The sequence below is a fragment of the Treponema bryantii NK4A124 genome, from assembly GCF_000421345.1.
Lineage (GTDB): Bacteria > Spirochaetota > Spirochaetia > Treponematales > Treponemataceae > Treponema_D > Treponema_D bryantii_B.
The window spans coordinates 100,949-125,303 of sequence record NZ_ATWV01000008.1 but is presented as its reverse complement, the minus strand read 5'-3'; the positions used below and the strand labels follow the sequence as shown (position 1 = coordinate 125,303).

The following is a 24,355-nucleotide window of genomic DNA, read 5'->3' as shown; positions in this document are numbered from 1 at the left end:
TTTACAATAGGAGTGAAGTATGAACATCGTGTTGTACATAGTTCTCCCTGTTGCTGGAATTGTTCTTGGATGGATTATTCGCTGGATTTATGCCAGATTTCAATTAACAGCTTCTGAACAGAAAGCCGAGCGCGTTAAACAGGACGCTATTCGCGAGGCAGAAGCACAGAAAAAAGAAATTTTGTTAAATGCAAAAGATGAGCTCATTCGTGAACGAAATCAGCAGGAGCGGGAGAACCGTGAACGCAGAGCCGAAGTGCAGCGCTTTGAGGCAAGGGTAAACAAAAAAGAAGAACTCCTTGATCAGCGTGCAGCGGAATTTGAAAAAAACGAAAAAGAACTTGCAGATAAAAAAGCTGCAATGGTAAAAAGAGAAGAAGAACTTTCTAAACAGGAAGAGCTTTATCGTCAGGAACTTGAAAAAATCTCTGGTCTTTCTCAGCAGGAAGCAAAAGATTTGATTATCAAGAACCTTGAAAATGACGCACGTCATGACGCTCAGGCTCTTATCAACAAAATCGAGCAGGAAGCTCAGCTTACTGCAGAAAAGAAAGCAAAAGACATTCTTGTTACCACAATTCAACGTATTGCTCCGGAAACAACAAGCGACATTACAGTAGCCACAGTTTCTCTTCCAAGTGACGAAATGAAAGGACGCATTATCGGTCGTGAAGGCCGCAACATCCGTACCCTCGAAACTCTCACTGGCGTAGACATCATCATTGATGATACTCCGGAAGCTGTAGTTATTTCTTGTTTTGACCCGGTTCGCAAGGAAATTGCAAAGGAATCTCTCGAACGCCTTATTTCTGACGGACGTATTCATCCGGCCAGAATCGAGGAAATTGTTCAGAAGGTTACCCACGAAATTCAGAACAAGATTTACGAAGAAGGTGAAAGAGCCCTTTTCGACCTGGGAATCCACAACATGAATACCGACGGAATTCGTGCTCTTGGACGCCTTTACTTCCGTACAAGTTATGGTCAGAACGTTCTTTACCATTCAAAAGAAGTTGCAATGGCTGCCAGCATGATTGCGGCAGAAATTGGTGCAGACCGCGAAGTTGCAAAGCGTGCTGCAATTCTTCATGATATTGGTAAGGGAGCTGAAACAGACAGCGATCAGAACCACGCAGAGGTTGGTGCTGAAATGGCACGTAAGATGGGTGAGAGTCCGGTTATTGTTAATGCAATTGCCGCTCACCACAACGACGTTCCAACAGAATCACTCGAAGCTGTTGTTGTTCAGATTGCAGATGCTATTTCTGCGGCACGTCCAGGTGCCCGCCGCGAGACAATTGACAACTATGTTAAGCGTCTTGAAAACCTTGAGGCAATTGCCGAAGGCTTTAATGGTGTTGAAAAGGCCTATGCTATTCAGGCAGGTCGTGAGCTCCGCATTCTTGTTAATAACGAGAAGATTGCCGATGGCGATGTAAAAGAACTTGCACGTAATATTGCAAAGCAGATTGAAACTGATTTGCGATATCCTGGAAGAATCAGACTTACAATGATCCGCGAGACACGAATCGTGGAATATGCACGCTAATGTCTAGATTGTCCGGTCAAGCCGGACAATGACACTAACGTAAATATGTCATTCCCGGGCTTGACCCGGGAATCTTTTTTTAACGCTAAAAGTTCGCTGCTACATACAGCACAATCAAATTATCATAAGCATCATTGCCGCGAGGCATAAGGTTCCAGTAACCGCCGACTGAAGGGTAGTACTGCGAGCCGCCTTCATGTGCAAAGTTATACTCTACCTGAAACTTAAATCCGTTACCCCAGGAAGAAACTCCGTTGTATTCTACTTCATCTGTTTTAATTGCATCTGCGCGGAAGCCAAGTGTGTAGGCAAGTCCTACATTAAGTCCTCCGAGGCCCGGGTAAACCTTTATTCCCAGCGGAAATGAAACGTGGGTCTTATGTGAATGCTCAGAAGAATTCCAGGTTAAATCCCAGAGAGTGTCGTTTCCAAAATAAAAAGAAACCTGTTTAATGGGATTGATATTTACATATGCATTCAAACCAAGAATAATGCGGTTGGCTCCTGAGATTTCTGTTCCTGTGGATGCAACAGATCCGGAACTGTAAATGGGTACTCCGGAAGAAAGGCCTGCAGAAAAACTGAAAAGGCGTTCTTTTGCAGAGAGGGCTGTGCAGGTAAAAAGTATAACAAAAACAAATGATAAAGATTTTTTCATAATATGCTCCAAAACTGTTATCTGTAGACAACCTTAAAAGTCTGGAATACCAGCTTTATATCCGGTGTAAACTCAAAGCCGAGAATGGCACCTTCATCTTCCAGATATTCCTGTTTTCTTTCTTTCCACTCTCCAAGGTTTTCATCTTCACCTTCAAGGCGGGCCATTTCCCAGGTAACTTCATTGAATGGAACAATTTCTACGCTCTGGGTTTCTATTACACAGCGTGGGTTATTTGCCCGGTCCAGGACAACATACAACTCTCCCGAAACAGGAAGTGGTTCCTGGTCTATTGTGTAGGTTGCCCAGCTTGTAAAGAAGGCGGTTTTGCGGTCTGTAAGGACAAGGGTAATTAATTCATCACCTACAAAGCCTTTTGCTTCAAAATTAAGGTCTCCCGCACAGCGGTCTTCTTCGCTGCGGCCTGTTTCTTTTATAAATTTGTTCCAGTATTCGTCAATATTACTCATTTTAGTTCCTGTAATTGTGGTTTCGATACGACACTTCGTGTCTACTCAACCACCGGTGGTCGAGTGCCGCGAAAGCGGTGTATCGAGACCACTTTATCTTTTACACAGCATTATAATAAAAGCAATTATATAACATAGCGCAGGTAATGCTGCACAAATCAAAGTAGAAACCGGAATGCCCCAGAGTCCGTATTTAGTTGCGGTAAGTACTCCAAGTTCTATTAATAATTCGTAAACAAGTGCTGCATAATTGAGCAGAAATCCTGAAACCATAAATGACCAGGCAACAGTTCGCTTTTTGGACATAAGTAGAATGGCAAGGAATGCTACAATGCCACCTGTAACTAACTTTATTATGAATAATAATATTTTAGGCTCCATATTACCTCATGATGTCACCCTGAACTTGTTTCAGGGTCTTTTTTATAGATCCCGAAACAAGTTCGGGATGACACTTATATTGTAATTTTCGACTGTTAATACTCAAAAGGTGAGTTTTTTAATTTTGTAAAGACTCCCCGGTCTGCGCCAAAAGGTACGATTGAAGGCTGGTTATAATCCGGGCTTATGACTATACCGCAGTCCAGACAGTGGAGGGCAAAATCTGTGTAATTATCTTTAGGTACTTTTGGAAAAAGATAAGGGCCTTCGCGATTCCAGTACTTTGTAAGAACCGGGTCGTAAATAAACCAGTCCTTTTCCTGGCGTTCCTGCAGGGCTTTTATAAGATTATAAATGCTGCGGGTCATTGCAACCTCAAGGGCAAAAGGCAGTTTTATGGCATTGCGTATGAAAAGCAGTTTATCCGGATTTTCTTCAATTCTTTTTGTATCTAAAGCAAGGATAAAAATGTTTTCAGCCCAAGGCAGGGGAGGTGTAAGAATTAAAGCTGCCTGCCGGTTTATTTTGATTTTTTCGTTCTGAGCATTCCATGGACGGTAGAAGCTTGTTTCATCAGGAAAGAGGGAAAGGCCTGCTTCAAAGGCGTCTTTGTGAGAAGAAAAGCAGAAAATAATTCTGTCGCCTGCAAGCAGCTCGCTTACAGCCTTTTGAAGGCGGGAAACAGGGGCTTCTTCGCAAATGAAACTTCCTGTCTGGCCACGGGATAATACATTTTTGAAGAGGGTAAAGGCAGATCCGCCTTCCCAACCTAGAATTGCACGGCCAGCTTCCTGGTACAAATCTGTTACGCGCACTCCTTTTTTTGTATATAAAAAGCATCCCCGCGCGCGGGTCACTGCGCCATAGCGTTTATATAGTTCAGTAAATAACTCAGACTTATTCATAACTCTATTATAACAAAAAACTGCCGCAGTGTCTTATGTCTAACACTGCGGCAGTAAAGTTTACAAGAAGGACTAAATGAAACTTTATTTAGGCAATTATCTATTTGCTGGTTTTCTTTCTCTTTGAAACGACATCAAAGATTACAGCACCAAGGAGTACCATACCCTTAACGGCACGCTGCCAGTTCATATCTACACCGAGGATTGACATACCATTGTTCAATACACCCATGAAGATAGCACCGATAACGGCTCCAGAAACTGTACCAGTTCCACCGTATGCCGAAGCACCACCGATGAAGCAGGAAGCGATAGCATCCATTTCGTAGTTCTGACCAGCTGTTGGCTGAGCAGAGTTCAAACGTGCAATTGTAACAAGAGCTGCAACTGCAGAAATGAAGCCCATGTTTGTGTAAGCAAAGAACATTACGTTATCTGTATTTACACCAGAAAGCTTTGCAGCCTTTGCGTTACCACCAATTGCGTAGAGGTAGCGGCCAGGAACTGTATTCTGTGTAAAGTAAGAATATACAGCAATGATTACACCCATAAGGATAAGTACAACTGGAAGACCACGGTCGCGTGCAAGGAACTGTCCCATAATAAGGATTACGATTGAAAGTACTACAAGCTTTGCAATGAAAGAGCCCTTAGAAGAAACTGTATAGTTATTCTTAATCTTCTTGCGGCGGCTGATTATTTCCATAACAACAAATGCAAGGATACAGATAAGAGTAATGATAAGAGTTACCATCAAAGTATACTTATCAACCCATTCATCAAAAAGATCCAGTTCACCCCATTTTTCCATAGTTGCATCGCTAGGATTTGGAATAAAACTTTCGAAGAGCTTAAGATACTTTTCTGGGAATGGAGCAATAGGTCTACCATCAAGAATAATTGTTGCAACACCACGCCACAAAAGCATACCTGCAAGGGTAGTGATGAACGGCGGAATGTGAATGTAAGCAATAAAGAAACCGTGGAAGGCACCAATCAATGTACCCATAAGAAGACAGAGACAGATTGCCAGCCATACAGGCATTCCAAGATTTACAATGAATACACCTGCAAGAGCACCAACAAGGGCTACTACAGAACCAACAGACAAATCGATGTTACCACCAGTAAGAATACAAAGAAGCATACCTGTTGCAAGAATTGCAACGTAAGCATTCTGGCGGACAATGTTTGTGATATTTGCAGGAGCAAAGAGAGAGCCGTGTCCAGAAATTCTAATAAGAATTTCAAACAAGAGCATAACTCCTACAAGAATAAAAATCATTGTGTTGCCTTTTAACACTGATTTTACGCTATTACCAAGCTTATTTTTGTTTTCCATTTCTATTCTCCTATGGTCTCATTCTTACCTGAGTTGATAATCTCAGTCATGATTTTTTCCTGAGTTGCATCTTTACCATTCATTTCTGCAATCATTCTACCTTCGTTCATTACGTAAATGCGGTCGCACATACCAAGAATCTCAGGCATTTCAGAAGAAATCATGATAACAGATTTACCTTCTGCAACCATCTTGTTGATGATACAGTAGATTTCATACTTAGCACCAACATCGATACCGCGGGTAGGCTCATCGAGAATCAGAATATCTGGTTCTGCAAAAAGCCATTTTCCAAGCAAAACCTTCTGCATGTTACCACCAGAAAGGTTACCAACGTCTTCCATTACGGTAGCACATTTAGTATGCATTTCTTTTGCCATTTCTTCTGAATACATTCGCTCTTTATCAAAGTCGAGTACCCAGTTTTTAGAAATCTTTTCCGGTTTTGCTGCAGTTGTGTTTTTACAGATTGATTCAGTGAGAATCAAACCATTACCTTTACGGTCTTCTGTAACGTATGCAAGACCTGCTTTAATGGCAGATTTTACATTAGGGAAAGAAACTTCCTTACCGTTCATAAAAATCTGACCGTGGATGTTTGTTCCGTAAGAGTGTCCGAAAATACTCATTGCGAGCTCAGTTCGGCCGGCACCCATAAGTCCTGAAATACCAAGAACCTCACCCTTGCGCAGGTTGAAGTTGATGTTATCGCAAACTTTAATTCCGTCAAATACAGGATGGTCTACACACCAGTTCTTTACCTCAAAACAAACTTCACCAACATGTGGTTCTCGTTTAGGGAAGCGGTCTGTAAGGCTGCGTCCTACCATGGCAGAAATAATTGTATCTTCAGTGAAATTATCTTTAGCTTTATCAAGGGAAGTAATAGATGTACCATCGCGGATAACAGTAATTTTATCTGCAACGTATGAAACTTCATTCAATTTATGTGAAATGATGATTGAAGTCATTCCCTGTTTTTTGAACTCAAGGAGAAGGTCAAGCAGATGCTTTGCTTCTGTATCGTTCAAAGATGCTGTAGGTTCATCGAGGATAAGAAGTCTTACATTCTTTCCAAGTGCTTTTGCAATTTCTACAAGCTGCTGTTTACCTACACCAATATCCTTAATTAAGGTTTTAGATGAATCTTTAAGACCAACCATTCTTAAAAGTTCATCTGCTTTATCAAAGGTCTCTGACCAGTTGATTTTAGCTTTAGATCCTCTTTCATTTCCGAGGAACATGTTCTCACCAATTGTGAGAAGTGGAACGAGTGCGAGCTCCTGATGAATGATTACAATACCTTTAGCTTCGCTGTCTCTGATTGTCTGAAATTTACAAACTTCGCCGTCGTAAACAATGTCGCCGGTATATGTTCCATATGGATAAATACCGCTCAGAACATTCATCAAAGTTGATTTTCCGGCTCCGTTTTCACCACAGATGGCGTGAATCTCACCTTCTTCAACAGTAAGATTTACGTTATCAAGCGCCTTAACGCCAGGAAACAACTTGGTAATATTTTTCATTTCCAATAATGTTTTAGCCATTGGAACCCCTCTTTTAATACTAATAAATATTTGTTATTAAAAAAGAACCTTTAGCCGAAACTAAAGGTTCTTTTTTGACTAGGTCAAATCAGACTACTTAAGTTCAGATTCCTTGTAGTATCCTGAATCAACGAGCAATGCTTTGTAGTTGTTGATATCACCGAATACTGGATCACAAAGATATGATGGAACAACTTTTACGTTGTTGTTGTATGTCTTTGTATCATTTACAGGAGCAGATTTTCCAGAAGCGATAGCTTCTACCATCTTTACTACCTGTGCAGCAAGAGTACGTGTATCCTTGAAGATAGACATAGACTGAGTTCCCTTAATCATGTTCTTAACAGATGTGATATCACAGTCCTGTCCAGTGATTACTGGGAAGTTAGCTGCTGTATAACCAGCAGAGATAAGAGCGTTTGTTACACCCTGTGCTGTAGAGTCGTTAGAGCAGTATACAGCGTCGAGCTTCTGTCCCTTTGGACCATACTTGTTAGATGTAATGAGGTTTTCCATACGGCTCTGAGCTCTTTCTGTTGACCATTCAAGAGTAGCAGCCTGTGCTTTTGCAGTCTGTCCTGACTTACAAACGATAACTCCCTTGTCGAGATATGGCTTAAGAACATCCATAGCACCACCAAAGAAGAAGTTGATGTTGTTGTCACCTGGGTCACCAGTGAAGAATTCCATGTAAACTGGATCAGAAGCTGAACGTGTCTTAAGTCCGAGCTTGTCAACAAGGTAGTCACCCTAGAGAGTACCTACTTTGTAGTTATCGAATGTAGCATAGTAAGATACTGCATCTGTGTCCATGATAAGGCGGTCATAAGCGATAACCTGGATCTTCTTTTTCTTTGCTGTTGCAAGAACGTTAGAAAGTGAAGAACCATCGATAGCAGCGATTACGAGTACCTTACATTTACCTGTAATCATGTTTTCAATCTGTGATACCTGTGTGTTGATATCATTTGCAGCGTACTGGAGGTCAACATCATAGCCTGCTTTTTCAAGCTGAGACTTCATGTTAGCACCGTCCTGGTTCCAGCGCTGAAGGTCCTTTGTTGGCATAGATACACCAATCTTTGCCTTTGCTTTTGCAAATACTGCAGTTGATGAAAGACAAGCAACTGCCAAAAGAATTGCGATAATTTTTTTCATAGAAAAAAACACTCCTAAAATTTTTTTATACAGAGCCAACGGCTCTTTTTACAGTTTGAAGTATAACTCAAAGGAGTGGTCTAAATTCGCCTGAATTCTTCAAAAATTTGCTATTTTCTTATTTTGAGTAGGGAATTCACCCTAGGAAATGTGTGAAAATCTAGATTTTTTTGTGGTGGATTTTGTGCTAAAGTTATGGTGGTTGAGTAGGCGAAGCCGTATCGAAACCACATGTGAAGTGGATCCGGTGGTTTCGATATACCGCTTCGCGGCACTCAACCACCGGGTTTTAGTCTTTATACACCGAGGCCGCAGAATGAAAGCCGGAATCTATAATCACTCTGTCGATATTATATTTATCAACATAGGTAGGCTCCAGCCAGATTGTAGGAATATCACCAAAGCCGTTCTTAATCGGACTGATGCGGTAGCGGTCTTCGGAGATTTCTTCATGTTTTGCAAGCTTTACGGTGCACTCGGCGGCAACCTCTGCCAGTTGAATAATAGGTTTATAAATAGTAAATTCCTGTTTTCCCTGTACAATATACTGGCAGGCAGAAATATCTGCATCCTGGCCGCAGACAGGGATATGAGTATCCGGATAGTATCGGCTGATTGCATCAATTACACTGGCGGCAACCGCATCATTTCCGCAGATAATGGCATCCGGGAAGGTGTCGCTCTTTAGAATGCGGACCATTTCCTGGTAAGAAAGGTCGTAGTTCCAGCCATCAGTATAAAAAATATGATTCAGGCGGACAGAACTGGTTCTTAGAATACGGGTAACGCCTTCCATAATCAGGGTCATGTTGTAATCTTCTTCAGGGCCAAGAATACAATACCAGTTAATTCCTTTTGTTCGGCGCAGCATTTCCTGAGCCATCTGTTCGCCAACTTTTTCGCTGTCTATTGTGAGGTAAAGATTGATGTCTGCATTAAGTGCAAGACGGTCATAGGAAATAACCGGGATTCCCTTTGCCCGCAGCTTCTGTACACTTTCGGTTATTGAAGAGGCGTCTTTTGGAAGTACTACAACGGCATCTACATTTCTTTCCAGCAGATACATAAGCTGGCGGTTCTGTTCTTCTATATTATTACCGGCGTTCTGTACAATTACGTCGGCTCCCATTTCCTTGGCTTTGTTAATAAAAACATCCATATCGCGCTGCCAGCGTTCAATGGCCAGGGTATCGATTGAAAAGCCGATCGTAAGAGGGCGGGCTGCGGCAGCAGAAGTTGTACGGGCAGGGCGGTTTTGTGTGGTGCTTTCCTGTTTTTTGCAGGAAAGGTTACACAGAAGAATAAGAGATAAGATAACTGTCATTCCGAACTTGTTTCGGAATCTTTTTGCAATAGATCCTGAAACAAGTTCAGGATGACGGTTTTTGAGTTCAGAATGAAAATACTTTTTTAACATTATTTTACCTTTCTGTATTCCTTTGGAGAAAGTCCATATTTATTTTTAAATATTCGGCTGAAGTAGTTCTGATCGTTGTAGCCTACCTCTGCCGTAATTTCTTTAATTGAAAGTTCAGTCTGTTCCAGCAGCTGACGGGATTTTTCCAGGCGCTTGTCGGAAATATAATTGATAAAGGTTTCGCCTTTTTCTTCTTTGAAGAGTTTACTTAAATAGAAAGAACTTACACCTGCAAAATCAGCTGCGGTTTCCAGAGAAATATCATCAGCGAGATTTTCTTCTACATAGCTGCATACCTTTTTGATGATAGGATTTTCTTCTGCCTTCTTTACGCTGGCAACAGCATGAGTACATTCCATAAGAAATTTCTGGGCAAACTCTTTTATAAGCTTTATGTCATTTTCTGAACTCAGAATTGAAAAGGCGTTGTCAAAGGTATCGCTTGTAAAGTTTTTATTGAGCTCACGTGTTGCGTTGTTAGCGGTAACTATCAAATCAAAGAAAGAATTTTTTACTTTATCTGCAGCAAGCTTTTGAGTAATAAGCTCGGAGGCAAAAAGTTCAAGGAAGGATTTTACCCCATTTGTATCGCCGGCGCTGAGTTTATTTATAATCTGATTTTTGAATTCAGCTTTACCGGATTTTTTAGCAGCCACATCAGCTTCTTCCGAATAGCTCATTCCATCAGAGAAAATCAGGCCACCACTGGAACCTGCCTTGTTAAGGGCAGAAAGCGATTCTGCATAGGAAGCCTGCAGCTGAGTTTTATCGCTGAAGATTGTACTTACGCCGGCCCTTATTCCTGCGGTGATATTATAGCAGAGACTGGTGTAGAGCTTTTTTATCTGTTCCTGAATTTCGTTATAATCCGGGGTAGCAGAAAATATAGGAAAGAATACTGCAATTCGGTTCATCATAAAGGAACTTACAAGGCAGCGGTGTTCGGTATTCAAAAGCTCATGAATCTTAAGATAGGTGCTGTATTGATTTTCTGAATTGATGTTAGGAAATTCAAAGCAGCAGAAAACCCAGGGATTATCAGAAATGTTAAAATAATCGAGATATGAAGAAAGGTCTGTAGATTTGTCGTTGTTGTAAATACAGGCGTAGATAAAATCGTTCTCAATCATTGGAGAAACCATATCCAGCTTTTTGTGAAGCTCCCGGTCTGCGCTAAGCTTTCCCTGCTTTTCTTCTACCAGCTGCATGGCACCCCGGATTGTTTCAACAACTACGTTACGGTTTACAGGCTTTGTAATGTATTTATAGGCACCAAGATTAATTGCTTCCTGAGCATACTGAAAGCGGTCGAAGGCAGAAAGAATTACAAAAACAATATTTGGCTTAAGCTTTGTAATTACGCTTACAGTTTCAAGTCCGTTCAGGCCCGGCATGTTAATATCAGTAAACATAATGTCGATATTTTCTTTCATCACAATTTCCAGGGCTTCTGTTCCGGAAAGGGCAGTGAATACCTTTGCTTCATCAGGAAAGTTTTTGCTGATGATAAAGGAAAGAGAATCAATAACAATCTGTTCGTCATCTGTTACTAATATATTAAACATGGTTTGGAATCCTGATTATAAATTTTGTACCCTGGCCATTGTCTCCGCTTTGTATATCAAAAAGATCATAACGATGGAACTGAAGCTGAAGGCGCAGGAAAACGCTGATAAGTCCTGTTCCGTTATGAGTCGAATTATCATCCAGAGCTTCGGCCGGAAGTCTTGTATTTTCAGAAGCAACTGCTTTGAAGACTGCTTCCCGCGTTTTCTCCGGCATTCCATCACCATTGTCACTTACACTGATAACAATGAATTTTTCTTCAATTTCAACTCTAAGTGTTACTTTGCCCTTTGTGTTTTTAAGACCGTGTTTAATACAGTTTTCTACAAGCGGCTGCAGTGTCATGGAAGGAATATGCTGAGGGAAGCTTCCTTCTGGAATCTCCTTTGTAAATTCCAGACGGTTTCCGAAGCGTACTTTCATTATATAAACGAAATTATCTATCAAACCAAGTTCTTCGTCAATCGAAACAAGGCGTTCCTGCTGCTGAATGTTGTAGCGGAAAAAGTCTGCAACCTGCTCAATGAAGTAACAGGTTTTATCGGCGTTCTCCATCATGGCAAGCTGGGCACCAGTGTTGAGGGTGTTAAAAAGGAAGTGAGGATTTACCTGATTCTGAAGGGCCCTAAGCTGGGCGTCGGTATAAAGAGCCTGCATTTCAATTTCCTTTTCCTTGAGCTCTGCTTCTGTTCGGGCCTTTTCCCAGATGGTATCAATATACTCGCGGATAGAGATAATCATTCGGTCAAAGGCAGTACAGATGGTTCCTATTTCATCATTTGAAGTTCTGTTAAAAAGCGGTACATCGAAATTACGGCGGGCAACCTTATGGGCAACCTCGGAAATATCTGCAAGCGGCTCCATAATTGAAGTGATTGTCAGATAGAGCACAATGAAAATCATCAGGGTAAAAACAAGGAAGAAAATTACACTGATAGTATTCGAAATCAGAATGCGGGACTGGTTCTGGTCATAGCGCTGGGCGTTCTGTTGAAGTCGCAGATTGTTCAGCTCAAGGATCTGCGATGTAAGGTAGTTGTAGCTGTCCATTGCATAATTGTAGTTGAGCTGGATTTCTGCTTCGTTGTTTGCGCGGCGGGCAGAAATTGCAAGATTACTATAGTAGAGAAAAGCTTCTGTAAGCTGATGGACTATATATTCTTTGTGGGCTACTTCGTTTTTGGAAGGAAAGTCCTGCAAGCTTTCATAATAAACTTCTACCTTTGTGCGTGAATTATAGTAGGCATCAATACTTTCAAAGGAACGGTAACTCACATAATTTTCCATTGCCTTTTCGGTTGTGGTTACGGCCTGGGAAAAATAAGTAAGCTCGGAGTTTGATTTATAGGAATCTCCAAGGTTCTGCATTGAATAGTAAGAAAGGCGCATGGTTGTAAAAAGGCTTGCTGCAAGGATGAGAATTGCAATTCCGATACAAGCCATGATTCGCCAGCGGAGACTTTTGTTTCTGATGTAGTCAACAATTTTCAACTTCATCTCAGGTCCTCGCTGCGTATGGTTTTTACATCTGCTGTAACATAAGAGTTTGCATAGCCCTTGCTGCGGTATTCAAATAATTCGCGGATTGCAGTCTCTCCGATTTTTTCCGGATCAAGAGAAACAAGTTCGCCTATCCAGCCTTTCTGAAGATAAAGCTGGCAAACCTCGTTGCCCCCGATTCCTATCAGCTTGTAGCGGAAGGAGTCGAACATTTCGGAAAGGAGCTGGGCCGAAACAATTGTGTCATCTTCGGTAAGAGAAATAAAAATATTGTCTCTGCCTTCAATTGTCAAATCCGGGGTAACCTTTTCGATTACCTTTGTTGTGATTGTCTGGTTATCTCCAAGAGCAGACTGAATGCTGCTGATGAGAGTATTTGAATTGATGTCGTTTGAGTCACTGATTATGTAAACGTTTCCTCCGACCGGAAGGAAGTAGCTGGTTTCGTCTGCAATCTTTTTTCCCAGCTCCCAGTTGTTCGTTCCTATATAAGAAATCTGCTGGATGTTTGGAGAGAACTGGCCGGTTGTAATGATTGGAATTGAAGGGCCGTCCTGGCGGCGTAAAAGTACAGGTGTTTCATCAGAAGAGTCCAGGTAAAAAATAATTCCGTCTGCATTTAGGAAGGAACAGTAGTCTAAAAGACTTTGAAGTGACTCTGTATCTGCCTGTGATTTTGGAACGTGAAGGTCTACTACGGTTTTGTAAGCTCCGGCTAACTTTGAAGCACCCTTGTAAACATCTGAAAGAAAACTTTGATTTTCGTAGGTGCCGGTTATGATAACATGATAAAGACAGTTATCCGAAGGATTATATTCATTTTGATTTTGAGGTCGGGTGTGTGGTGAAAGAAATGCGGCAAAAAAAACAATGGAAAAAACGAGGAGGGCAGTGAATGAAACAATTAAGAGAACATATTTTAATTGCCTAGCTGTTTTCTTTTCCATAAATGAATGTGATACCGTTTAACTTTTTTGAATTCTTTATATCAGCCTTAACATCTCCGCCCTTTTCGAGACGGCCAAAGAGAACTTCGTCTACCAGCTTATCTGCAATTTCGTCTTCTACAGTGCGGGCAATGTTGCGGGCTCCGAACTCTTTTGAGTAGCCCAGCTCGGTGATGTAGGTGATGGCGCGGTCGGTAACTGTAAGATTTACTTTCTTTTCCTTCATGCGCTCTGCCAGGCGGGCAACTTCCTTGCGGCAAACCTGCTTTGCAACTTCGAGGTCCAGATAATTAAATGGAATAACTGCGTCCAGTCGGTTACGGAATTCCGGAGGGAACTCGCGGTTTACTGCGTCGTTGAGAGAGGCTTCGAGTTCTGCAAAGCTTACGCCGCCGTCCTTGTCGCCTCCAAAGCCTATGCTGCCTTTTTCAAGGTCTCGGGCACCGGCATTACTAGTCATAATGATTATGCAGGAACGGAAGTCTGCCTTGCGGCCCTGGTTGTCTGTAAGCTGGCCGTAGTCCATTACCTGAAGCAGTACGTTGTATATGTCTTCGTTTGCCTTTTCAATTTCATCAAAGAGAATTACGGCACGCGGATTTTTGCGGACATCCTTTACGAGCTGACCGCCTTCTTCAAAGCCAACGTAGCCCGGAGGAGAACCTACGAGGCGGCTCACGGTATGCTTTTCCTGATACTCAGACATATCGTAGCGGAGAAGAGGTTCTTTGAGCAGGCGGGCTAGGGTGCGGGCAAGCTCTGTTTTTCCGCAGCCTGTAGGGCCTACAAAGAGGTAGCAGGCTTCCGGTTTTTCAGGGTTCCTGAAGCCGGCGCGGGCTCTCTTTACCGCCTTTCCAAGGGCCTGGATAGCGGCTGCCTGACCGAAGATGTCGGCTGCCATTGTAGCTTCTATTTCACGCAGAGCATCCTTTTCTTCGCCCTTCATGCTCTCGATTGGAACGCGGGCGATTTTGGCAGTTACGCGGCGGATTATGTCTGTGGAAATGCGGCTAGGGTTAGCCTCGGATGCAACGAGACCCGGGTGAGCAACTGCGCCGGGGCGCTTAGCGGTGCGGCCGGCGAAGCCGCCTGACTTCAGAATGTGCTGGTATGAGCCGGCTTCATCAATAATATCAATTGCCTTGTCCGGCAGGCGGCGGTCCGGCATAAATTGAACCGAAAGCTTAACTGCTTCTTCAACAGCGCCTGCAGAGTAAACAACGTTATGGTGTTTTTCGTATTTAGGAATAAGACCTTTGATAATTTCAACTGTCTCGGCTGCGGTCGGCTCCAGGATATCAATCTTCTGAAAGCGGCGGGCAAGGGCGCGGTCCTTTTCAAAGTTCTTGGAATATTCTTCAAAAGTAGTAGAGCCAATCACCTTGATTTCGCCACTGGCAAGAACAGGTTTTAAAAGATTTGCCGCATCTACCTGGCTGGAACCGTTTCCGCCGGCTCCCATAATCATATGAATTTCATCTATAAATAAGATTGATTTTTTCTTTTCTTTGAGCTCGTCAATTACCGAGTGAAGACGCTCTTCAAAATCACCGCGGAACTTAGAGCCTGCAAGAAGAAGACCCAGGTCCAGAGAGTAAATTGTGTAGCCCTTTAGAATATCCGGTACCTGATTGTTTACAATGCGCTGAGCCAGTCCCTGGGTGATGGCAGTTTTACCAACACCGGCATCTCCAACGTGAAGAGGGTTATTTTTTGTGCGGCGGCAGAGCACCTGCACGGTTCTTTCAATTTCTGCTTCGCGGCCGACAAGCACATCATAAGCGCCTTTTTTTGCAAGCTCTGTCATGTTTACGGCAAAGCGTTTAAGACCGCCGGAATTGTTTGAGCCCGGCATACCCGGCATTCCATCCGGGCCAGCTCCCGGCTGTCCGTTTGGCCCCTGACCAGTGGCTCCGGGAAGTCGTCTTGGAGGGCGGAGCTTTGTAATATTTTCCATCAGACGCAGTCGTTCAACTCCGCAAACCTTAAGAAAATATGAACTGTAATTCTTGCTTTCATCGAACATACTGAGGAGAATGTCGGTGATATCAATCATGTCAGAATCGCAGGAAATACAATGGAAAACGGCGCGGTTCATCATAGCCTGAAAGCCTGCAGACTCAACCGGAGCCTTAATTATTTCTGGATTAGCGTTTTCGGAAATTACAGGAAGCTGGGTTGTAAGGTAGTTGCTTACTTCGGATTTAAGCTCTTTAGTATCGGCACCGCTGTTCTGCAAAAGCTGCTCAACAAATTCGTCGCGGATGGCAGTGGCAAGCACATGCTCCGGGGTGAAAAATTCGTGATGAAAATCCTTTGCAACAAGAAGCGATTCCGACAAAATCCGGCTGAGCATTGTGCTCACCTTCATCTGCTTTATGCTTCCCGGCTGTTTTTCCTGATTACTCAACTTCTACCCTCAACGGAAATCCGTTTTTGCGGGCCGCCTGAATTGTGAGATTTGTGCGAGAAACCGCAATATCATAAGTATAAACGCCGACAACAGAAGAGCCCTGCTCATGCACAGTGCGCATAAGCCCCTCTGCTTCGTCGTGAGATTTATTAAAAATTGAAACCAGAACGTCTACCACAAACTCCATGGTAGTAAAATCGTCGTTATAAAAAACAACCTTTCGTTCCGGCGGCAGCATAACAGAGGTGTCTTCCGCAACTCCGCTTCCCGCCTGTGATATCTGATTATTGTAATCACTCATGACTATAATATAACACAATTTGAGTGAGAATTCTATAAAAAATTAGTTAGGAGGGAGGAGCCTCGGCTCCTAAGCATTCGCCATGATTCTTGTCATTTCAAGGACAGCTTTTTTTTCTGAAGCTTTGAGTTTAGTAAAATTACGGGCTAGCTGCTTAAGCATTGCTTCATCTTCTGCTGTATCAGGGGACGGTAATGTGTTGTCAATTAAACATTCATAACTTACAGAAAAAATCTTGGAAAGCCCCCGAATCACATTCACAGGGAGCTCCTGTTCCATGCTTTCATATTTTATGAGTGCCTGGCGTGAAATACCAAGCTCCTGGGCAAGCTTTACCTGAGTATATCTGTTCTGTTCGCGAAGTGTCTTTATTACCGATTCCATAATTATTTTTCCTCTGTTGATTTTGAAACATCTTCAATAAGATTTGTAACAACAGTATTTATTTGTTTTGCATCCTTTTCGGAAATAACAGAGTGGCCTATTTCTGCTTCCAGTTCTTTTCTGGCATTTCCTGCAATTCTTCCGCCACGCCTTGCAACAGACTGATTTTCTTCAAAGGTTTCTGGATTTTCTGCCTGTGAAATATTTTTTGCTGCAGTCTCCGCAAGCATATTGAGGATAATCTCCGTTGTCGTCATATTGTCACGAAGATTCTGCTTTGTAAGTCCCTTATGATTTTTATATGCGCGTGTAGTCATTCCGGACCAGGCTTTTGTGATTTCATCGGTGAGGATGGCGTACTCGACGCCTTTTTTTACTCCACGCTGTTCCCATTCATCTGTAAGCTCTTTTCTTACCTGAATTGCCTGTAAACGCTGATTAATCCATTCGCGGGAATATCCTTTTTTTGCATAGGTTTCCAAAGCGCGATTTATCGTCTGTTCAGGATCTATAGTTTCTTCTATTCTCTCACGACCAACCTGGGCAAGCCACATTTTGAAGGGTTCGGCTTTTTTGGATGGGATGGATTGAATTATGCGCAATAATTGTTCTGTGTTTGCAACATCTGTTAGACGCATTTTTCCATCTGCTGATTTCATTTTCAACTGGTTACAATTTGTAACCGGTTGAAACCCTTCATTCTTCAGACGAATTTTCAAAACTTTCCAGTAATTTCTGGCAGCTTGATAATCACTGCTTTCCGTCAACACTCCCACAACATCAACTACCGAAAAATACCATTCTTCTTCAGCTTCATTCCAGACAGTGCGAATAAAAGAGTTTTCAAATGATTTTGAGATTTGATCTTCCATAGGAAGTATTATAAAACAAACTGTTTCAAAGTCAAGTTTAATATACTGATTTGTATAAAAATATTAACTTATTTTAGTACGAATTCGGTATGACTGGAATTGCCTGATATGATAGCCGCCCGCATTTGCAGATGCCTGTGTCATTCTCATACTCCGCCCAGTGTCATTCCCGCGCTTGACGCGGGAATCTATTACAGATTGCCCGATTAAGTCAGGCAATGACATATAGCTTATTTCTTCTTAATCACGATGTCGTCGATGAGGATGCTGCCGGGGTCTGTTGAGTTTGGAAATTTGAAATAGAGATTTTCAAAGCGGGTCCAGTCAAACTGGCTCGGCAAATCATACCATTTATGAGTTACATCCGACCAGGCTCCCTGACCGTCTGCAAACTTTGTAATCGGGAGCTCAATATTCACCCAGTCTCCAACAGAATAGTCAGAAGCTTTTATTATGTAGCTTTTTGACCATGGAAGCTCTTTCTCTCCTCCATCAGAATCCAGGAGAATTAATTCAAAGACTTGTCGTGGCGTAGAAAATTTTACAGAAAGACTTATAATCATATTATCTGCATTATCTTTAAATTCAGATGTAATGATATTTGAGGGTATAATTTTCATACCAATTTCTTTTGCAGGATATGATGCATTAAAACACCAGCTTTGAGATTTGTCTTCCTTTGTAATTTTAGCGTTTCCCCACATTCCAATAGTTGAACCCTTTCCGGCAATTCCGTCAAATACTGTATATGGTTTTTGAGGGAAGTGTAACTCTCTTGCTTTTTCTATCAAAGAGGAATCCGGCAGTTTAAATCCATAGGCTTCCAGAGCAGCAACTTCAAAATCATCTGCCTGCGGGAAAATAGATATTTCTTTATCTGTCTTTAAGAAACCCTGATCTTCTCCAATTCCCCAACTTAAATAAGCAATATTGTTTTTCTTGCAGGCATCAACGGCAGTTCTAATCCAATTCACACGGTCTTCGAGATTTATGTAAATAGTTGAAGGTAATTCTCCGCAAAAAACTCTTACATTATTTTTTGCAGCCCATTTACCGACTGTGTCAAACTTTTGGGTTAGGAACTTTTCAGTTCCTTCTGTCCTATACTGGTTCTGAATATAATCCTGAACCCAGGAATTTTTTGTTCTTCCCTGCAGTTTTGGAAGACGAGATTTGTCGTAAGGAAATGGGAGACCGGATAAATCTGAAATTGCCGGATCTGCCCAGGCTGCTCCCTGTAAGTTAAATACTTCTGGACCAGGATTGTGGAAGGTGTATATAAGATTTTCATCTTTATGAGGCTTCATTTTTACAAGAGCTTCCAGGTGAGACCATGGAGAGCAGGTTACGACAATAGAATGAGTCTTGTCGTATTGTCTGATCAGATTAATCATTTCTTCCTGGAGTTTATACCATTTTCCTGCATCTTTACTTGGTGGCTCATTCATAATTTCGTAGATTATGTATTCGCTTCTGTCTTTATAGCGTGGGGCAATTTGTGTCCATACAGCTTCAAGCTGAGGTCTCAGCATTTTAAGATTACTTCGATTGCGTTCCTGATTATAAATGTGATTGTTGTGATTGTCGATTATAAGATAGATCTGATATTTTTCCGCCCAGTCGCAGACCTGATCAAGTTTTTTAAGAACTTCATCGTAAATTGTTCCGTAACCAAGAGGTTTATCTGTGTAAATATCAAAAGAACAGTTAAGCCTTATGACTTCAATACCCATGTCTTTAAGACAGGCAAAGTCTGCTTCGTCATATCTGTTCAAATTTAAAGGCGGCGTATTAGAATATGATCCATCCGGTTCCATAGGATTCGTCCAGTCTTCAAAATATAAGGGTAAATTGATACCTTTTGAAAAAGGCAGACTAGCTTGTGCAAATGCAACAAACATACTGCAAGCTAAAATCAAAGAGATTAAAAGTTTTTTCATAAACACTCCTATAAAAATATTTTACAACATCGCATCAGTGACGTTGTTTATAAGACAATTATCAGAGTGTTTTTATGAAAAAAATACAGAGTTGAACTCACAATTTTTTGTGAGTTCAACTCTGTATATCATTTTAGAAATCTTGATGTATAATAAAATTATGCATATAAAAAAGATTTTTTGTATTGTCGTTTTTTCTATAACTATACTTTTCTCCCTTTCGGCCCAGAGTGATGATCATCATGAAGATTTGCAAGATCTCTGGATGTGGAACTGTGTTGGGAATGAAGATAATTCTCTTTTTTTAATGCATGTAACAGATGACATAGAATGGCAAGATGTCGTTTATTACTTTTTGAACGGCAGATTCATGGCAGACGTAAGAATCCATAAACTCTGGGATTCTGGGAGTGGAGTCGGAAATATTGTCTTTAGTCCTTTTTCAAAAAAGTTTTATTTCTGTTCTGCCTGGGGAAATTCTCCCGGGCTCTGGATTGCATCACAGACAGGAATTAAGGATAATCCGCTTAAACTCGACTCAACACCTATGGATAAAGGTCGAGGTTATTTGGCTGTGAATAAAACCGGTGTCTGGCTTTTGCACGACACTGCAGAGCATAGCGGACAGCTTTATAAAATAGAAGATACTGGCGGAAACTTTATTTTTTCAATTCCAGAAGCTGTAAAGCAGGCAAGCTTTAATTCCTTTTATAATTTTATGGAAGTAAAACGGCCTAACTCCTCTGAATTTCATGAGCATGAACAGTGCTTTAAGTTTACCGACTACACCCTTTTAATCTGCGATGAAGATGAAAGCTCCTGGTGGGTATTTAACTGTCTTACAGAAAAACTGAAAAAATACGAAAGTCTGGAGCTTGCAAAAAAGGCGGCGGAAAAAATTGACCGGGCTTATGCAAGAAAGCAGAAAGTCTTGGCACAGCTATCGCTTGTTGCAGTCTTTGTTGTAGTTCTTGTGATTTTTGCTGTGGTCTTGATTCTTGTACTTAAGAAAATACGGGGTGGTCAAAAGGAAGCTTCCCGTATTGAGCACAACAAAATGATTTTTGATATTCAGGAAAAAGAACGCGCAAAAATCAGCCGGGACATTCACGACTCGGTTGTACAGGATATCCGCGTGCTGCGTCTTGAAACTGAAAATCTTGTGGTGGACCAGGCTTCTAAAACGCGACAGACCAAAATTGAAGACCTTGCAACCGACTGCATAATTAAGCTGCGTAACATATGCTACAATCTCACTCCGGCGGAACTTACCAGCCACAGCGAAGGAGATTCTACTCAGTTTGAACTTATTTCTATAATCAATTCGCTGGTTCAGCAGTTCAGTGCGCGAACCCATATCCCCTGTGTCTTTAAGGTTGAAGAAGGTTTTGAATATCCGGTGCTTGAAAAAGAAAAAACTCAAAATCTTTTCCGAGTAATTCAGGAAGCGCTTACGAATATAGAAAAGCATTCTTATGCAACCCAGGCTTCCATCTTTATTAAAAAGGCCGATTCTTCCGGCGGCGGCAAGCCAGCACTTTTGATTTACATTACAGACGACGGCATTGGCTGCAATCAGAATGAACTTGCCAAAAAGCTCAAGAGCAAAGAGCATCTGGGGCTCCGCGGTATGAAGGACAGAATGGAGCTTATCGGCGGGCAGATAGAATTTTTTACAGCACAGAATGACGGTATGGAAATCAAAATCGAATTACCTTTGGAGAGCGCAAAATGAAAAACATTCTTTATATCGTAGATGACCATAACATGGTGCGGAACGGACTTAAAGCCTGGCTCGAGCAGCACACCTCCTGGCGGGTTCCCAAAGATTTTGCAGATTCAAAAGAATGCCTGGAATGTCTTGAGTGTCTGAGCAAGATGGACGCGAAGCTTCGCGATACAGCCTTTCCAGAAATTATAATTGTTGACGTTCAGCTGATTGGTGAAACCGGCTTTTCGCTTGTAAAAAAGATTTCGGAAAAATGGCCGGAAATAAAATGCGTTATGTATTCAATGTTTGATACAACAGGCTTTGTTTTGCAGGCAAAAGATTCCGGTGCAAAAGGCTATATCTCCAAGGTTGCAAAGGAAGAAGAACTTGCCCGCTGCCTGGATGTTGTGCAGAGCGGTGGTACATATCTTGAGCAGTATATGACCGAAGCCCAGAATAAAGTTGACTCAATTGTGTCTGTGCTTTCAAAGCAGGAACGCAATATTTTTGAAGCGATTCTTCAGGAAAAATCAAACAAAGAAATTTGCGACGAACTTTTTATTTCTCCGCGAACCGTTGAAAATTATACCAGCCGCCTTTATGCAAAAATCGGTGTAAAAAGCCGCGAAGAATTGATTGAGCGTTTTAAATAAATCTGTGCTATAATATTTTTATGGCTAAAAAGAAATTTAAAATTGATTTAAAAGTTGCTTACGATGCACCTGTAACTTTGACCTTTGTGATTGTTTCTGCAATTATCTTTCTATTAAATATGCTTCTGGCAAAAAGCGGGAAGGCTGGCGGGCTGGAAAAAATCTTTGCTTCTCCTACCAGTCAGGCGGGAGTCTTGCCCTTTATTCCTTCTGCGCCGCTTTCTTACCTGCGCCTTCTTTTTTATATTTTTGGAGCTGCTGCCGGCGGGGCTTCCCTTCTTTTTACTAATCTGATTTTGATTATGCTTCTGGGCCCTGCCATGGAAGAACGTTATGGTTCAGTGATTATCGGAATTATGATTTTTGTGTCGGCTCTATTTGCCGGTGTTCTTAATGCCTGCTTCTGTGAGACCAGTCTTGTGGGCGCGGTGCCGGTTTTGTGCATGATGATTTTTCTCAATGCCTTTATGTCCTTTTCTAAAAAGAAGTTTCCTCTGTCTTTTGCGGCTGTGATGGTGCTTTTTGTTCTGCTGCAGATTTTTAGCGGGGCAGGAACTGTACAAATCATCATCTGTATTGCGGGCGGCCTGTGCGGAAGTCTTTTTGCTTTCCTTACTTCTCCAAAAATGAAGGCGGAAAAGAAGGCAACAAAGAGTGCGGCTGGGGCTGACGGCAGTGGCAGACGAGGCGGACTTTTGAGCCGGGCAGAAAAAGCTGCCTATGCAGAAGAACTTGACCGCAATAGTCCACGGAATAAAAAATCTTATGATGATGACGATGAGACAACCGTAGTCGGTACTTTGAAATTCTAAAAGGAGAAAATCATGCACTATAAAAACTTCAAAACCGTAACCTACTGCGTTGCCGGCTGGGTAAATCACATCACAGAAGAAGAACTTCGTGAGCAGGCTGATTTTTTACAGAAATATGTCGGCATAGACAAAATCTATCTGGAAACCTACCGCGACGAGTTTGCTAAAAAAGAACAGCTTGATATGTTCAAGCGGGTTATGAAGGATTACCGAATTGAAGTTTCGGGTGGAATTACAACTGTTACTCCGGACCTGAACGAGACCGATAAAAAACGTCAACGCCTTTTTAATACCTTCTGTTACAGCAATGAGCCTATGCGGGCCCGCCTTAAGGAAGTCAGCGAATATACTGCAAGTCAGTTTGATGAGTTTATTATAGATGATTTCTTTTTTACTCAATGTCAGTGTGAGGACTGTATCCGCGAGAAAGGCGAGCGCAGCTGGGAAGAGTTCCGTCTTGAAAAGATGATGGAAGTTTCCCGCGACCTGATTATCGGGCCTGCAAAAAAGGTAAATCCTAAGGTTCACATAATCATCAAATATCCAAACTGGCGGGAAAGCTTTGCACAGACCGGATATAACCCGGGACAGCAGCCGGAGATTTTTGATTCAATTTATACCGGGACAGAGACCCGTCACGGAGCTCAGACAGATCAGCACCTGCCTCGCTATCTCAGTTATTCTCTCATGCGCTATTTTGAAAGCGTTGCTACCGGTCGTAACGGCGGCGGCTGGTTTGATCCTTTTGACTGCGACAGAATTGATACTTATCTTGAGCAGGCTTATCTTACTGCCTTTGCAAAGCCAAAAGAAATTATGATGTTCTGCTGGCCGGCTCTGGCAGGAAATAAACGTGCAACTCCGCTTGGCTTTATGTATAAAAAGCTTGATGCAATTGTGGGGCAGCTGGGAGAGCCTGTGGGCTTAAAGACTTATCTTCCTTTTAATTCACAGGGTGAAGATCATCTGGAAGATTTCCTTGGCATGATTGGAGTTCCTATGGAGCCGGTTTGTGACTTTCCGACCTTTAGTGAGGTTGCGGGGGCCGGAGTGAAAGCGGGGGCTAACAAGGTGCTGCTGACTGCATCGGCTTTGAAAGATGAAAAGATAATTTCGAAGATTGAAGCTTTCGTGAAGGCAGGCGGAAACGCAATCGTAACAAGCGGCTTTGTGATTGGCGCCTTGAAAAAATGCCCTGAGCAGCTGGGGCAACTAACGGGCGTTAGTTATCGTGAGCGCACACTAACGGCCGACGAGTTCCATTACAACATAAACGGAAATTATAGAACTGCTTACGTAAAGGGAGCCGTGCCGATTACCTTCCCTTCGATTGAACACCGCAATAATGCCACCTGGTCTGTGATGAATGCGGGCCATGGTGAATATCATGAAAGTATTTTGTGCTATGATACTTATGGTAAGGGTAGACTAACAGTTCTAACAGTTCCTGATATGCCGTCTAAGCTTTATGACCTGCCGGTTGAAGTTCTTACTCAGATTCGCCAGGAGCTGGATGTCTGCGGAGTTACAATTGATGGTGGCGTAGGCGTTTCGCTTTTTGCTTACGATAATAAAACTTATGGTCTTTACTGTCACACCTGGGATGGCTGCGCGCCGCAGGAATTTGACCTTCACGTTAGGGGAGAGGCAAAAGAGCTGCACCGCCTTTCTGACGGTGAAAAGCCTATGCCGTGGACAATTCAAACTCTGGAGCCTTTCGGAGTCCAAAAAATCAAGCTGGGCTCAGAAGAAAACGAGGCTCTCTTTCATGTAAGAATTCAGCCGGGAGATTTTGTTTTCTTTGAAGTAAAATATTAATAAGAGGA

20 protein-coding genes and 1 pseudogene are annotated in these 24,355 nt (G+C 42.2%); 5 read left to right on the top strand and 16 right to left on the bottom strand.

The features are described 5' to 3' along the window. Positions 1 to 19 precede the first annotated feature (19 nt). Positions 20 to 1,549: a ribonuclease Y gene (rny, locus tag G626_RS0109590; RefSeq protein ID WP_022932570.1), complete on the top strand. Its 1,530-nt coding sequence runs from the start codon at positions 20 to 22 to the stop codon at positions 1,547 to 1,549. An 85-nt stretch (positions 1,550 to 1,634) separates the two neighbouring features. Here the strand turns inward: rny and G626_RS0109585 are convergent, their stop codons facing one another. From G626_RS0109585 to G626_RS0109510, 16 genes and pseudogenes are all read right to left on the bottom strand, one after another. Continuing rightward, entirely contained in the window at positions 1,635 to 2,207 is a 573-nt protein-coding gene (locus tag G626_RS0109585) for a hypothetical protein (RefSeq protein ID WP_022932569.1), read from the bottom strand. A 17-nt stretch (positions 2,208 to 2,224) separates the two neighbouring features. Continuing rightward, positions 2,225 to 2,677 carry an ASCH domain-containing protein gene (locus tag G626_RS0109580; RefSeq protein ID WP_022932568.1) on the bottom strand — a complete coding sequence of 151 codons (453 nt, stop codon included), beginning with the start codon at positions 2,675 to 2,677 and terminating at the stop codon, positions 2,225 to 2,227. Positions 2,678 to 2,770: 93 nt separating this feature from the next. Beyond that, positions 2,771 to 3,058 carry a hypothetical protein gene (locus G626_RS0109575; protein WP_022932567.1) on the bottom strand — a complete coding sequence of 96 codons (288 nt, stop codon included), beginning with the start codon at positions 3,056 to 3,058 and terminating at the stop codon, positions 2,771 to 2,773. Between the two features lie 95 nt (positions 3,059 to 3,153). After that, positions 3,154 to 3,963: a hypothetical protein gene (locus tag G626_RS0109570; protein ID WP_022932566.1), complete on the bottom strand. Its 810-nt coding sequence runs from the start codon at positions 3,961 to 3,963 to the stop codon at positions 3,154 to 3,156. Between the two features lie 100 nt (positions 3,964 to 4,063). Continuing rightward, positions 4,064 to 5,305: a multiple monosaccharide ABC transporter permease gene (gene mmsB, locus G626_RS0109565; RefSeq protein ID WP_022932565.1), complete on the bottom strand. Its 1,242-nt coding sequence runs from the start codon at positions 5,303 to 5,305 to the stop codon at positions 4,064 to 4,066. A 2-nt stretch (positions 5,306 to 5,307) separates the two neighbouring features. Then, positions 5,308 to 6,855, bottom strand: coding sequence for a multiple monosaccharide ABC transporter ATP-binding protein (mmsA, locus tag G626_RS0109560; RefSeq protein ID WP_022932564.1), 1,548 nt, complete (start codon positions 6,853 to 6,855; stop codon positions 5,308 to 5,310). A gap of 93 nt (positions 6,856 to 6,948) precedes the next feature. Next, positions 6,949 to 8,013 (bottom strand): annotated as a pseudogene (locus G626_RS17035) (substrate-binding domain-containing protein). A gap of 289 nt (positions 8,014 to 8,302) precedes the next feature. Further along, complete coding sequence (locus G626_RS0109550) at positions 8,303 to 9,430, bottom strand: substrate-binding domain-containing protein (protein WP_022932563.1); 1,128 nt, start codon at positions 9,428 to 9,430, stop codon at positions 8,303 to 8,305. Continuing rightward, the gene (locus G626_RS0109545) at positions 9,430 to 10,995 is read right to left on the bottom strand and encodes a response regulator (protein ID WP_022932562.1); all 1,566 of its coding nucleotides are present in this window, start codon (positions 10,993 to 10,995) and stop codon (positions 9,430 to 9,432) included. The genes G626_RS0109550 and G626_RS0109545 overlap by 1 nt, the downstream gene beginning before the upstream one ends. Beyond that, complete coding sequence (locus G626_RS0109540; RefSeq protein ID WP_022932561.1) at positions 10,988 to 12,493, bottom strand: sensor histidine kinase; 1,506 nt, start codon at positions 12,491 to 12,493, stop codon at positions 10,988 to 10,990. Before G626_RS0109540 ends, G626_RS0109545 begins: the two co-directional genes overlap by 8 nt. Further along, positions 12,490 to 13,443, bottom strand: a complete 954-nt coding sequence (locus G626_RS0109535) for a sugar ABC transporter substrate-binding protein (RefSeq protein ID WP_022932560.1) — start codon at positions 13,441 to 13,443, stop codon at positions 12,490 to 12,492. Before G626_RS0109535 ends, G626_RS0109540 begins: the two co-directional genes overlap by 4 nt. Beyond that, positions 13,424 to 15,853: an AAA family ATPase gene (locus tag G626_RS16100; RefSeq protein WP_022932559.1), complete on the bottom strand. Its 2,430-nt coding sequence runs from the start codon at positions 15,851 to 15,853 to the stop codon at positions 13,424 to 13,426. Before G626_RS16100 ends, G626_RS0109535 begins: the two co-directional genes overlap by 20 nt. Beyond that, positions 15,846 to 16,157, bottom strand: a complete 312-nt coding sequence (locus G626_RS0109525) for an ATP-dependent Clp protease adaptor ClpS (protein ID WP_022932558.1) — start codon at positions 16,155 to 16,157, stop codon at positions 15,846 to 15,848. Before G626_RS0109525 ends, G626_RS16100 begins: the two co-directional genes overlap by 8 nt. A 69-nt stretch (positions 16,158 to 16,226) precedes the next feature. Then, entirely contained in the window at positions 16,227 to 16,541 is a 315-nt protein-coding gene (locus G626_RS0109520; RefSeq protein WP_022932557.1) for a helix-turn-helix domain-containing protein, read from the bottom strand. Positions 16,542 to 16,543: 2 nt separating this feature from the next. Then, a complete protein-coding gene (locus G626_RS0109515) occupies positions 16,544 to 17,413 on the bottom strand; it encodes a BRO family protein (RefSeq protein ID WP_022932556.1) in 870 nt (289 codons plus the stop codon). A gap of 230 nt (positions 17,414 to 17,643) precedes the next feature. Then, positions 17,644 to 19,353, bottom strand: a complete 1,710-nt coding sequence (locus G626_RS0109510) for a glycoside hydrolase family 5 protein (protein ID WP_027727094.1) — start codon at positions 19,351 to 19,353, stop codon at positions 17,644 to 17,646. A 160-nt stretch (positions 19,354 to 19,513) separates the two neighbouring features. Between G626_RS0109510 and G626_RS0109505 the strand changes: the two genes are divergently transcribed. The 4 genes from G626_RS0109505 to G626_RS16090 are packed head-to-tail and all read left to right on the top strand — an operon-like array spanning position 19,514 to position 24,347. Beyond that, on the top strand, positions 19,514 to 21,088 hold the full coding sequence (locus tag G626_RS0109505) for a sensor histidine kinase (protein ID WP_196800477.1): 1,575 nt from the start codon (positions 19,514 to 19,516) through the stop codon (positions 21,086 to 21,088). Next, positions 21,085 to 21,717, top strand: a complete 633-nt coding sequence (locus G626_RS0109500) for a response regulator transcription factor (protein WP_022932553.1) — start codon at positions 21,085 to 21,087, stop codon at positions 21,715 to 21,717. Before G626_RS0109505 ends, G626_RS0109500 begins: the two co-directional genes overlap by 4 nt. A gap of 20 nt (positions 21,718 to 21,737) precedes the next feature. Next, a complete protein-coding gene (locus tag G626_RS16095) occupies positions 21,738 to 22,529 on the top strand; it encodes a rhomboid family intramembrane serine protease (protein WP_022932552.1) in 792 nt (263 codons plus the stop codon). Between the two features lie 12 nt (positions 22,530 to 22,541). Further along, positions 22,542 to 24,347 carry a hypothetical protein gene (locus G626_RS16090; protein ID WP_022932551.1) on the top strand — a complete coding sequence of 602 codons (1,806 nt, stop codon included), beginning with the start codon at positions 22,542 to 22,544 and terminating at the stop codon, positions 24,345 to 24,347. Positions 24,348 to 24,355 lie beyond the last annotated feature (8 nt).